Genomic DNA, 12224 nt, shown 5'->3' with positions numbered 1-12224 from the left:
TTTGGAGAGCGTAAGTGTTTTTATTAAACGTTTTTTAGCTTTTCTTGTCGGCCCTATAGTAGCAGCAGGGATATCTTTTGTTATCGTTCCTTTAGCTACATGGATGGTGTCCCCCGAAGAATTTGGCAAAGCATCAATGTATACTCTTGCTATGTCCTTGCTTAGTTTAATTATCTACTTAGGTTTTGATCATGCTTTTGTTAGGGAATTTTATGATACGGAGAATAAGAGACATCTTTTTATGAATTCTATAAGTTTGCCTATTAATTTGTCATTGCTTTGTAGCTTTTTAGGACTTATTTTTTGGAGAGATATTTCATTGTGGCTTTATGGAAGAAGCGAATGGCTAGCGTCACTTTGTTTGGTTCTTGCCTTCCCGTTTACCATTGTAGAACGTTTTAATTTGTTGGCTATTCGTATGGAGGAAAAAGCCAAACTTTATTCACGCCTTATGATTTTAAGGCAAGCGATTCGAGCTCCATTTTTACTTTGTGGAGTTTATTATGTACGGAGCTTTGTTGGGATAGTTTTGGCAGAAGCAATATCACAAATCGTTTTTTCTTTATTTTCTGTGTTAGTTTCGAGAGTGTATTGGACAATTCATTTTAATATTGATTGTACATTATTAAAAAAACTTTTAAAATATGGGCTGCCATTTCTTCCCGCATCTTTTCTCATGTGGCTTTTTAATGGGATGGACAAGATTGCACTAAGATACTGGAGTTCTTTCGATGAAATAGGGCTCTATGCGGCTGCATTTAAAGTAGTCTCTGTCCTTTTAATATTTAACGGGGCATTTTGTGCTTTCTGGGCACCAACTGCTTTTAGATGGTATGAAGAAAAAGTGCCAGTAGAAAAGTTTGATAAGGTAGGGGAATTTTTGTGTTTTTTTATGACCGCTATTGGTTTTTTGCTAATTGCTTTTCGTAAATATATTATTTTAATTTTATCTTCATCGTATCAAAGAGCAGCTGATGTTATGCCTTTTCTCATCTTTATCCCTGTTATGTATACTATATCTGAGGTTACTGTTGTGGGAATAAATTTTATGAAAAGGACAGAGCTTCATATTATAAGTGCGTTAGCTTCATTTGTAACTAATTTTATAGGGAATTATTTGCTCGTTCCTATATTAGGTGCTCAAGGGGCTGCAATTTCTACGGGCATATCTTATATTGTTTTTTTCTGGTGTCGCACCCTTTCTTCAATGTATGTATGGAAACCGATTAAGATTCGGTGCTATTTTATTAATATATTGCTACTTTTTAGTTTCATTGTTTTTACTGTATTAAACTCTTTCTTTGTCAAAGAAGGGGTTTTTATAGTTTGGTTATTTTATAATAGAAAAACTATAAATAGTATCATGTTATATGTTGTCCTTTTTTTCAAAAATAGGAAATTAAAGATCAGCTAGATTTCGGAACGTTCTTTGAACTTAGTATAGAACCGCGGACACGAAAGTGTTAACCGCATAGACTATTCTATAAAAGGTGAGTGTTAGACCATGGTCAAAAATGGTGTCCAGTACCCAGATGAATTCAAACAATAACTTGTGAGTTTGTATCATTCAAGTCATAATATGGCGTGTCAGGTGTAAGCATATACGCACGGCATGCTAAAGACTCAAAAGGTACTGGTTAGGCAAGGGGGAAAAAGTCAGTCTTAAACGGGTACTGTGCACTATATGGTAATTCGCTCTATTGCTGTCAAGAAATATCGATATCATACAGATACTATACAGAAAGAGCGGGGTAAAAATATCTTAGACAGAAATTTCTCGATAAGCGATATCAACCAGAAATGGTGTGCTGAATCCCATATGGTCAAGGATGCCCCTTCTGTGGGACTTTGAAAATTTGGGTCTGAAAACAAATATGTAAAAAATATTGACATTACCTTTGATTTTGGAAATATTTGGATTCGGAAAAACTCTTTTTACTCTTGGAAGTTATTGAGGCTAACGTTAAAAATCTTATAAATATATAAGGAAGAAAATATACTATAAATGGGAATAACGATAAATTATGAGTTTCAACTTTTGGGAAAATTACGATAAATCCTAATAAAATATTTGCATAAATAATATAGCCAATCAGTCTTCTTCTCCTTTTTATATAAGCATGTATCTTTCCCATAACAAATCCCCAAAATAACATTCCTACTAGAGGCCCTATCATTCCAAAATTTGCATACATCTCTCCTACCGCTGTAGGGGGTAATGCTCCTCCTTGAATGTGCAAATACCATTTTTGTTTTATAACAGTAGAAACGGGAGTTACAAGTAATCGTATAGAGCTTGGGAAAGGACTCAATATCCATTGAAACATTGTTTTTCCTAAGCTATATCCTATGTCTATACCCCAACTATCTATTATTTTCATTAATATGGCAATGTTTGGGGTGTTGCCTTTTGCAAATGTATATACGGCAAAGTGCTTAATAAATATTTTTACGGTAGAAATATTAAAATCATTTCCACAGGCAATTATTGAGCTTGCAACCCTTAAAAAATAGAAGGTTATGGCAAGTATTGCGAATAAAAAAATAAGTCCCAAATATTTTTTGTTGTTTACTTCTCTTTCTCCTCTGATTTTATAATAATATGTAATAAGAAATGTCATTGGGAATATAATAGTATTTGTGACTCTTCCTGTAGAAGCTTTCAGTAGTGTGGCGAAAATGAGAATTGCTAAAAAAAGGAGGAGATATCTTTTTTTACTATTCCTTAAATATAAAAATTGAGCTAAGAATGTTGCGGCATAAGCAAAATTATATCCAAGAGTTGTCCCTTGTTTGGCAAATTCATGATACCGAAGTGCAATATTTTTCATATAAATTAATGGATTACCATGGGCAAATAAAAAGACATTTTGGGTAAAATTAAGGAGTGATATGGCGAGAAAAATATAAATAATAAAGATCAATATGAGGGGGCTAATTTGCTTATGAGTTTCTAAAATAAGTTCTGAAAATTCAGAGCAGTTTTCATTTTTTTGGATTTCGTAGCCATAAATGAATGAAATATAACCAATGAAGCCTAAGTAAGAAGCAGTTCCACATAAGGCTTCTAAGTTATCGCTATAAAAATAAGTTGTATTAATAAATTGACTATTTTGAAAATTAGTTGATATTAAATTAAAAACAGATAATGAAAATGTGATATAAAATAGGCTAAAAAGAAAAGTAGGATCGAAAATGTCTTTTGATCGTCGAGTAGTTGTGTATAATAATATAGTAAAAAATATCATCCATGCCCAAAAATAACCAGAATTAATATGCTCGACATAGTAAAAAAACTGAGAAATAGAAGAGATAATCACTAGAATTAGAAAAATGAAAGTTTTCGACGACTTTGAAAGAAGCATATTTCCCCCTACTTTATAAAAGATTAAGAATTCAATATATTCGACACACTAACCCTCATACGCCGCTTCAATAATCTCCACGGTCTTTCGAGCTTCTCGTCCGGTCACTAGTGGCTCTACTTTGCCATCAAAAACATCAACAACGTGGCGATAGTAATCGAGATGTCCGAAGCCGTAAACACTTTTAGGGTTCGTGTCGGCTTCGCAAATGGCTTTGTCCATTGGGCTGTTATCGGCAAACTGCCATGTTTCTACCTTATTCATGGCGACACCACCAATGCGTACCGTTCCCTTTTCGCCCAGTATAGTAAGGCTCCCTTCGAGGTTTTTGGGGTAGGTGAGAGTGGTGACGTTAATAGAGCCGAGAGCGCCACTTCTGAATTTAAGGTTGACTACAATAGTATCTTCGGCTTCAATACGCCGTGCAAGTGTAGAGCTGAAGGCACTAACGTCTTCTACAGCTCCTCCCATCCATTGAACCATATCTACATAATGAGCGGCTTGATTTGAAAGGCATCCACCATCGAATTCCCATGTCCCTCGCCATTTAGCTTGGTCATAGTATTCTTGGGGGCGGGTCCAAAATACATTAGATGAGATCATGTAAAGCTGACCAAATCGGCCAGCTTCAAGGGCTTTTCGTAGAAGCTGAATGGTTTTATTGAATCGATTTTGCTTTATAACAAGATAGAGTACCTGTGCAGCGTCACAAGCGTCTATTGCGGCATCTACTGATTCAAGGGATGTGCCAGCTGGTTTTTCACTTATGGAATGTTTACCAGCCTGAGCTGCCATTATAACGTGGTCTGGGTGGAGGCCAGATGGAGTGCATATGGAAACCGCATCAAATTTACCATCATTAAGCATGTGTGAATAGCTATAATAGGGTGTACACCCTATCTGAGAAGCTACAGAATCAGCCTTTTCTTGAACAATATCACAACATGCAACGAACTCCGCTTTCCCTTCTTCTTTTAATGTCGATAAAGCCTCTATGTGGTTTTTACTGATTCGGCCACAGCCGAGCAGGGCAAACTTATACATAACAGATAACTCCTTTTTATAGAATATGTAACGTATTCAAGGTTTCTGGTTTTATGTTAAGAATTTGACTTAAAATATTCTTAGTATCGAAGATCAATTGAGCGTTTTCAGCAATAAGCCGGTAGTCAACATTGTCTTTATGGGCAGTTGTAATGATGACAGCATCTGCTTTTTGTACAACTTCTTTTGTAAGTGGTGTGGAAAGTATCTTTTTACCCTTCCACGCCACAGAAGGGCAACAAGGGTCGTAATATGTAACGATGGCTCCCTTTTGCTCTAGAAGCTGCCAGATCTTCAGGGCAGGCGACTCCCTAAGGTCGTCGATGTCTCCCTTATAGGCTATTCCACAGAGAAGTATTGCGCTGTTTTTAAGAGGTTTCGCCTGATCGTTCAGAAGGTTCATAAGCCGTTCCACCACATGCTCTGGCATGAGGTCGTTAATTTCTCCGGCCATCTCTATGAGCCGTGTATGGTAATCGTAGGCTCTGGCCTTATAGGTAAGGTAGAATGGGTCTATGGGAATGCAGTGTCCGCCGACCCCGGGGCCGGGGTAGAAAGGGACAAAGCCAAAGGGTTTTGTGGCAGCTGCGTCAATAACTTCCCACACATTAATGCCCATTTTTTCGCATACTATAGCCATTTCGTTAGCTAGAGCGCAGTTAACAATACGGAATGTATTTTCAAGAATTTTCGTCATCTCTGCTTCTTTGGGAGAAGAAACGGCACAGACAGGGGCATTAAGCACAGCTTCATACAAGGCTTTTGCGTGCTCTGTACATAAGGGAGTACATCCGCCAACAACTTTAGGAGTGTTTTTTGTTTTATAAATATGATTCCCAGGGTCTACGCGTTCTGGAGAAAAAGCGAGATAGAAGTCTTTACCTACTTTTAACCCTTTTTCTTCAAACAGAGGTAAAAGAACTTCTTCTGTTGTGCCAGGATATGTTGTTGATTCTAAAACTATAAGCATTTCTTTATGTATATGATTTGCTACAGATTGTGCTGAACTCACCACAAAAGAAAGATCAGGCTGTTTAAATACATCTAATGGAGTAGGCACACAAATAGCAATGACGTCACATTTGCCAATATCAACAAAATCACTGGTAGCATGCAAGTGCCCCGAAGCGACTAACTCTTTAAGCTCTTGGGGAATAATATCCCCTATATAGTTTTCTCCCTTGTTTACTTTCTCGACCTTCTCTGATTGAATATCAAAACCAGTTACATGAAATCCGGCTTTTGCTTTTTCAACTGCTAAAGGGAGGCCAACATAACCAAGGCCAATAACGCCAACGGAAGCTTTTTTTGATTGAATTTTTTGAAGTAAAGTTTTCATTTTTTGTCCGCCTCAAATATTAACAAGAATATCCACCATCAATAATTAAGCTAGATCCAGTAACCCATCTACTGGCATCTGAAAGTAAGTAGATGGCTGCGTAGGCAATATCATTTGGTGTGCCAAGACCTAGAGGGTGAGAAGATACTATATTTTGCTCAAATAGTTCTTCTCCCAGTTTCTCTCGAGTACTTTTTAACATTGGAGTATCCACCCACCCAGGGCAAATAGAATTAAAACGTATTCCTATAGGAGCATATTCTAGTGCGAGACAGCGAACTGAAGATGCAAGAGCTGCTTTTGAACTAGCATATAATATTAGTCCACTTTTCCCCTTTAGAGCTGTAATAGAAGATATAGCAACTATACTCGCATTTTTTGTATGGTTCTTCTTTTTACAACAAATTTGAGATAAGAAGAGAAAGCTCCTGTAGTTTACATTAAAGATATTATTATAATCTTTTTCCGTTCTAATTCTGTTTAATGGTTGAGTAATTGTTAATCCGGCACTATGTACCATCCCATGTAAAGGTCCCCATTCCTGAATAAGATTGTCGATTGTCTCTTCAATCTCATATTCTTGAGAGAGCAAATCAAGAGGGACAATTCTATGATTGCATCCTTCAAGCAAGGAAAATGTCTTTTCAAGCTTTTCTTTAGATCGTGCAAGAAGAGCTACTTGTCCTCCCATGCGGCTGATCCATATAGCTATAGCTTGTCCTATTCCTGAAGATGCGCCGGTTACCAGTATTTTCTTGTCTTCGAGAGAAAAAGGGTTTTTAAAGTTATTCATGCATCTCATCTATGATATCTTGAACTATTTTAAATTCTCTTAACTTTTCGACAGAAATGTTTCGTCCAAAGGATTTACTGAACATTCCAATCAGAGAAATTAATGCCAGAGAGTCCCATTCGTCTAAAGAGTCAAGAGAGCGAGTAGAAATTAGATTTTTAGAATCAGTTTCTATAGTTTCTGCAAGTAATGCTATCTTTTGTTCCAATGTCATGTTTCATTACTCCTTCCATGTTAGTACGGCAGATCCCCATGAATATCCAACACCGAATCCAGCGAGGAGAATTTTTGCTCCGTTATGAAAAAGTCCTTTCATTCGAGTGTTTTCAAGAGCAATAGGAATTGTACTAGATACAGTATTTCCATAATCTTTCATATCGATAATAAATTTTTCTTCAGGAATATCCAGCTTTGCGCGAAGAGTTTCAAGCATAAACTTGTTAGCTTGGTGGAAAACAAAAAAATCTATGTCTTGCATTGTTAACGATGCTTTTGCTAAAACTCGTTCTATTGTCAGAGGCACTGTATTTAATGTAAAAGTGAAGATTTCAGGGCCATTCATATATAGATTATCAAGAGAACGGATATTACCATTAGCGTCAACTTGTTCCTTAGCTGTTTCAGAGGAACAATGCAATGCATCTCCACCAGCTGGAACGATAAGATTCTTGGCTCCAGCTCCATCTGTTCCCCAATCGAAAGCATCAAGAGTAGCCATTCCTTGAGTTTCTGATAGAAGTGTAGCTGTTGCTCCATCGCCAAAAATTGTACGCGTACTTTTATCTTGAGGATTAATATAGCGGCAATATTTTTCTGATGTTAACAGTAATACATCGTGGACGTGTTTTGCTTGCATCAAAGATGTGGCTAAAAGCAATCCATAAATATAACCGGAACATCCAAGGTTGAAATCTAACGCTCCGATCGTTTGTTTCAAGCCGAGTCTTTCTTGTACCAAACAGGCCGTTGTTGGAAGAAAATAGTCTGGACTTTGCGTACAGAGAAGAAGAAAGTCAATGTTATCTTTTATAATATCTTGACTCGAATTAAAGAGAGCTTCTGCTGCTTTTACGGCCATTTCTGATGTTGCTTCTTCATTGGCAATATGGCGGTTTTCAATGCCTGTCTTCCGGTAGATTTTATTCGCAGACCATGATTCATATTCTTTTTCTAGTTCTTCATTTGTTAAAATATTTTGAGGCAAATAATAGGCAATTCTAGCAATACTTAGCATTCAAATCATCCCTATCGCTGTTTATTTATATATTAGAGCGAGTTCTTAACATCCGTTTAAAATGGTCCATCGCGAAATTTCCTGAAACTCTTTCGTTATCCTTCACATTTCTTACTACTACTGATCCGATTAATACTTGGGCGTTGTTTCCTAGCGTAATTCTGTTAGAAAGGGTAGCCCCAGGACCTATCCAGATGTCGTTTCCTGTCGTTACAGAACCAGATATGATAGCTCCTGCTGCTACTAGACAAGAGCATCCGATATGAACTCTATGAGCTATGTGTACTAAGTTGTCTATTTTAGTATGATCACCGATGATAGTATCACGTCCCATCAGTCCCTTATCTATTGACACATTAGACCCGATCTCTACATTTTCTCCTATAATGACTTTCCCGTCATGGTAAACTTTCTTTTTGTTTCCATTGATATCATCATAACAATGAAAACCATGAGTTCCAATAATTGTTCCGGGCCCTATTATTGTACCTTTTTGTATGGACACGCCATCTAATATGGCGGCTTGGGGATGTATGATTACTCCTGATTCTATGCTTACATTATAAGGAGAAACATAAGCTGATGAAGCTATGTTCGCATCGGGATCTATTTTAGTTACCTGACGTGATATATTTAATTTACAAAATTCATTATGGATATCGAAAAAAATACTTTTAGGTTTCTCTATAATAATTTTTTCTATTTCAACATCTATTTTTTGTGCATCTTCTGGATTGACTAAAATAGCAACGATATTAGAATTTTGAGCTAATTTAGAAGCAAATTTAGGATCAGAGAGAAAACTTACAGTATTAGAATAAATGGCATCCATTAATCCAGTGTGTTCTATCTTATTTTTAAAAGAATCATATCCTGTATATTTAGTTATTAGTTTTTTTATTTCCATTTAGACCCCTCTTTTGCTATTCTTGTGCGTTACTTTTGAAACAGCTTTTTATAGAAGATAATAAGTTTTTTGCATTCATTGTCCCAATTATACTTTGTTTCTATTGCTTTTAAACCGTTTCTTCCCATTTTTTGAGCTTCTTCTGGATGATCTAATACCCACTGCATTGCTTTTGCTATCTTTTCAGGACTAAGAGGATCAACGAGGAGGCCACACTTGGCTTCCTCTACAATTTGCCTCCATAAAGGGAAGTCTGATGCTATTATAGGAATTCCTGCAGACATATATTCGAAAAACTTATTAGGTTGAGCCCCAATATGATTGGGTACCGGATGAAAAAGTACAAGCCCAGCTTTTGCTTTTTTTAATATTTCGACAACTTCTTTTCTACCAACAAAACCTTCATATTGAACTTTGTTCCATCCATGGAGAAGTTTAATTTCTCTAGATAATTTTTCAGTGCTAAATTTTCCTGCAAGAATAAGGTTTACTTGAGAATTCGCCATGTATTCTAAAGATTTTACCATTTCTTTAATCCCACGAATTACTGTTATCCCCCCAATGTAAGCAAAATATGGAGGACGGTTTGAGTAATTTTTTAAGTCCAATTCTAAAAACTCTTCACGAATAGGAAAGTTTTGTACCATAATAGTTTTATGAGAAGGGAATCTATGTTGCTGCACGGGAGCAACGATTACAATGCCATCAAAAAATTTTGCTCCTATCCATTCAACAAATTCTGCTGCGAATGCAATACCCTTTCGACTCCAACTTGGTAACCATTCTTTAGTGCGTATTTGACGAGGAAGGTCTTCATGCACGTCATATACTACCTTTTTGCCTATAAATTTAAGTATAAGCCCCATGAGAATAAGTTCAGGGTCATGAAAATGATAGAGTGAAGCTTTTAGTTTAACTGCTTCTTTTAAGGCATGCCATTGGCCACGTATCAAACGAAGAAAACGACCGTGTTCTTTGTGTATGAATTTTACCTTCACAGAGATATCTGTTAAAGACATAGGCGTTTCTGGCGCAACCAAAAATACTTCATAGCCTGACTGGCTCAATGATTGGCATTCTTTTGCGAATATTCGAATATCATTTGCGGAATGTACAGTTGTAATATGACAAATTCTTTTTCCCATAGTTTTTAAAGGACCTCATTTATTCAAGTATGTCATAATATTTTTCACAATAGCTTTTGCTGCATTTCCATCTCCGTAGAGATTGACAGGATATGCTATAAATTTATTTTCTAAGATACGAGGCAAAAGTTCTTTTGCTGCGTTTCCTGGTACAAGTTGATTCCAACCAGATTCTATGATTTCCTTCCATCCTGTATCGGGCATAATTACAGCTGCTTGCTTTTTTGCGTAGTATGCTTCTTTTTGTAGGCCTCCACTGTCCGTAACAACGTTTGAACATCCTTCAAGAAGGCCCATGAGTTCTAAATAACCCACTGGCTCTACGATGTTCATAGAATCAAGATAAGTAGCAAGGTCAAATTCCTCTATGCGCTTTCGAGTTCTGGGGTGCATGGGAAAGACAATAGATAGCCCTGTCATTTTTGCATAATCATTTAGCCCTTCGAGAATAGGAAGAAGGGATTCTTTATTATCCACATTAAAGTCTCGATGAAGTGTAACAAGTATATACTCACCTTCATGAAGAGTGAGATTTTGTAACATTTTATCTTTTAGGAAACGTGGTTTCATTCGAAGAAAAAGGTCATACATTACGTCTCCTGCAATATAAACACCGCTTGTTATATTTTCTCGCTGGAGATTTTGATAAGAAAGTTCAGAGCAACAAAAGAGGAGAGATGATAAGTGATCTGTTACTACGCGATTGACCTCTTCTGGCATATTTTTAGGATATTGGCGCATACCTGCTTCAATATGAGCTACGGGAATGTTAAGTTTTGCAGCTGCTAACGCTCCAGCAACAGTGGTATTTGTATCTCCATATACAAGAACGAGATCGGGTTTTTCTTGAAGAAGAATGTCTTCAAACTTTTCGAGCACTGCCGCTGTTTGCTTTCCATGACTGGAAGACCCAACCTCTAAAAAATATTTAGGGGTTGGGATTTGAAGTTCCTCAAAAAAGAGATCAGACATATTTACATCATAATGTTGACCGGAATGTACTAGTATATGATTCCAGGCATTGGTTTTATGAACTTCAGACGCGATAACTGCTTCTTTTATAAATTGGGGACGGGCCCCAACGAGGGAAATAATTGTATTTTCCATTAATTTTATGCTCCTAATTTTGTGTTTAAAAGTCAATACTATACTAGTTTTTTGAGTTCTATAGCAAGTTTTTTTGCTAACTTTCCCCAATTATAATGCTCCTCCGCATACTTCTGACCTTTTTCTCCCATTTTAATCTTTTTTTCGGGACTCAATTCTTGAAATTTTAGTAAGGCTACAGGCAATTCTCGTGCTGATGAAACAGCAAAACCTGCCCCAGATTCAATAACAGGGTTTTGTGCATATTGTCCGATTGAAATTATGGGTTTGCCAGCGGCATGATAGTCCGCCAACTTATTTGGGCTAATTCCATATTGAAATAATGTTACAGAGGAAGAAACTAGATTAAATAACAATGCGTCTGCTTGGTTAAGAACGGACCATATTTGCGCCTTGGGTACTGGATTGTGTATAAAACAGGGTAATCCATTCTGCTCAATATAACTGGATAATGATTCTTTAAGGGGGCCATTTCCCCAAAAATGGAATTCAAAGTTTTTAAGTTTTTCTTTACTTGCTTGAATGACCCGTAAGATTTCATCTAGCCCATTTGCTTGCCCTAATGCTCCCGTATAAACAATGCGGAAGGGTGGGCGGGCCTCTTTTTTATTTTCAGGCAGAATTGTTTCTCCTGAATCATTAGTTGAATTAATATCTATGTTAGTCCCATTCGTGACCCATAAAAATTTACTTTCTGGAAGCCCCCACCGATCAATGTAATATTTTTTCATAAGAGGAGCTGTTGTTATAACAAGGGTGGCTTCTTTAGAGAGAAGTTTGTCTATTCTATCGAAATATAACACCAGTGGATTCCATTTTTTAATTCTACCGAGTTCTATCAAGGTCAAAGGCCATAGGTCCCTAACCTCATATATAAATGGTACTTTGTACATTTGCGATAGCTTATAGCCGGCATAAGCTGCCCACGGGTGAACTGTCGAGCCTATGATAATGTCTGGGTGTTCGTATTTAGTCTTGTTGGGAGATAGGACTTTCGTTGTTTTAAGATAAAACGAGTACATATTTCTTATTCGTCCCAACGAAGCATTCCCACTGTACGAAGGTAAATTGATGGATAAAAATGACACGCCCTCATATGTGTGGGAAATAGGATTTTCACTGTTTCTTTCTTCTGGAAGAACAGTGTCTCCCAAGTGATCAAAAGTTCCATTAACGATCATTACGTTATTTTCTAAAACACAAAGCTTTTTTGCTAAATTAAAATGTCTCGTCCCTCCTGCGAAGATAGGGGGGCGGGCATGTTGGTTTATCCACCAAAGCTTCACTTAT

At 36.9% G+C, this 12224-nt stretch carries 12 protein-coding genes; 2 read left to right on the top strand and 10 right to left on the bottom strand.

The window, feature by feature from the left end; all coding sequences use genetic code 11:
* Window position 1: 1 nt before the first annotated feature.
* Together AMICO_RS08805 and AMICO_RS10205 are read left to right on the top strand one after the other, a co-directional pair.
* The gene (locus tag AMICO_RS08805) at window positions 2-1414 is read left to right on the top strand and encodes a lipopolysaccharide biosynthesis protein (protein ID WP_013049106.1); all 1413 of its coding nucleotides are present in this window, start codon (window positions 2-4) and stop codon (window positions 1412-1414) included.
* A gap of 261 nt (window positions 1415-1675) precedes the next feature.
* Window positions 1676-1852, top strand: coding sequence for a hypothetical protein (locus AMICO_RS10205; protein WP_169302822.1), 177 nt, complete (start codon window positions 1676-1678; stop codon window positions 1850-1852).
* A gap of 40 nt (window positions 1853-1892) precedes the next feature.
* Here AMICO_RS10205 and AMICO_RS08800 read toward each other — a convergent pair whose 3' ends face one another.
* From AMICO_RS08800 to AMICO_RS08755, 10 genes are read right to left on the bottom strand one after another with little or no spacing between them, the layout of a single operon-like run.
* Window positions 1893-3365 (bottom strand): O-antigen polymerase, encoded by a 1473-nt coding sequence (locus AMICO_RS08800; RefSeq protein ID WP_013049105.1) that lies wholly within the window; start codon window positions 3363-3365, stop codon window positions 1893-1895.
* A gap of 48 nt (window positions 3366-3413) precedes the next feature.
* Window positions 3414-4409, bottom strand: coding sequence for a Gfo/Idh/MocA family protein (locus AMICO_RS08795; protein WP_013049104.1), 996 nt, complete (start codon window positions 4407-4409; stop codon window positions 3414-3416).
* Window positions 4410-4425: 16 nt separating this feature from the next.
* Window positions 4426-5748 (bottom strand): nucleotide sugar dehydrogenase, encoded by a 1323-nt coding sequence (locus tag AMICO_RS08790; protein WP_013049103.1) that lies wholly within the window; start codon window positions 5746-5748, stop codon window positions 4426-4428.
* 19 nt (window positions 5749-5767) lie between these two features.
* Window positions 5768-6541, bottom strand: coding sequence for an SDR family NAD(P)-dependent oxidoreductase (locus AMICO_RS08785; RefSeq protein WP_013049102.1), 774 nt, complete (start codon window positions 6539-6541; stop codon window positions 5768-5770).
* On the bottom strand, window positions 6534-6755 hold the full coding sequence (locus AMICO_RS08780; RefSeq protein WP_013049101.1) for an acyl carrier protein: 222 nt from the start codon (window positions 6753-6755) through the stop codon (window positions 6534-6536). Before AMICO_RS08780 ends, AMICO_RS08785 begins: the two co-directional genes overlap by 8 nt.
* A gap of 6 nt (window positions 6756-6761) precedes the next feature.
* A complete protein-coding gene (locus AMICO_RS08775) occupies window positions 6762-7775 on the bottom strand; it encodes a 3-oxoacyl-ACP synthase III family protein (RefSeq protein ID WP_013049100.1) in 1014 nt (337 codons plus the stop codon).
* 25 nt (window positions 7776-7800) lie between these two features.
* Window positions 7801-8682 (bottom strand): UDP-glucose 4-epimerase, encoded by an 882-nt coding sequence (locus AMICO_RS09990; protein ID WP_013049099.1) that lies wholly within the window; start codon window positions 8680-8682, stop codon window positions 7801-7803.
* Window positions 8683-8711: 29 nt separating this feature from the next.
* On the bottom strand, window positions 8712-9827 hold the full coding sequence (locus tag AMICO_RS08765; protein ID WP_013049098.1) for a glycosyltransferase family 4 protein: 1116 nt from the start codon (window positions 9825-9827) through the stop codon (window positions 8712-8714).
* Between the two features lie 15 nt (window positions 9828-9842).
* Complete coding sequence (gene wecB, locus AMICO_RS08760; protein ID WP_244392408.1) at window positions 9843-11024, bottom strand: non-hydrolyzing UDP-N-acetylglucosamine 2-epimerase; 1182 nt, start codon at window positions 11022-11024, stop codon at window positions 9843-9845.
* Window positions 10973-12220 (bottom strand): glycosyltransferase family 4 protein, encoded by a 1248-nt coding sequence (locus AMICO_RS08755; RefSeq protein WP_013049096.1) that lies wholly within the window; start codon window positions 12218-12220, stop codon window positions 10973-10975. Before AMICO_RS08755 ends, wecB begins: the two co-directional genes overlap by 52 nt.
* Between the last annotated feature and the right edge of the window lie 4 nt (window positions 12221-12224).

The organism is Aminobacterium colombiense DSM 12261 (assembly GCF_000025885.1).
GTDB classification, from domain to species: Bacteria; Synergistota; Synergistia; order Synergistales; family Aminobacteriaceae; genus Aminobacterium; species Aminobacterium colombiense.
Note: the sequence above shows the minus strand (reverse complement) of the source record. Positions and strands in the feature narration are given on the sequence as shown.

Excerpts from the sequence above, each read along its gene's own strand:
- AMICO_RS08800 (WP_013049105.1), bottom strand. The coding sequence starts at position 3,365 with ATGCTTCTTTCAAAGTCGTCGAAAACTTTCATTTTTCTAATTCTAGTG.
- AMICO_RS08795 (WP_013049104.1), bottom strand. The coding sequence starts at position 4,409 with ATGTATAAGTTTGCCCTGCTCGGCTGTGGCCGAATCAGTAAAAACCAC.
- AMICO_RS08790 (WP_013049103.1), bottom strand. The coding sequence starts at position 5,748 with ATGAAAACTTTACTTCAAAAAATTCAATCAAAAAAAGCTTCCGTTGGC.
- AMICO_RS08785 (WP_013049102.1), bottom strand. The coding sequence starts at position 6,541 with ATGAATAACTTTAAAAACCCTTTTTCTCTCGAAGACAAGAAAATACTG.
- AMICO_RS08780 (WP_013049101.1), bottom strand. The coding sequence starts at position 6,755 with ATGACATTGGAACAAAAGATAGCATTACTTGCAGAAACTATAGAAACT.
- AMICO_RS08775 (WP_013049100.1), bottom strand. The coding sequence starts at position 7,775 with ATGCTAAGTATTGCTAGAATTGCCTATTATTTGCCTCAAAATATTTTA.
- AMICO_RS09990 (WP_013049099.1), bottom strand. The coding sequence starts at position 8,682 with ATGGAAATAAAAAAACTAATAACTAAATATACAGGATATGATTCTTTT.
- AMICO_RS08765 (WP_013049098.1), bottom strand. The coding sequence starts at position 9,827 with ATGGGAAAAAGAATTTGTCATATTACAACTGTACATTCCGCAAATGAT.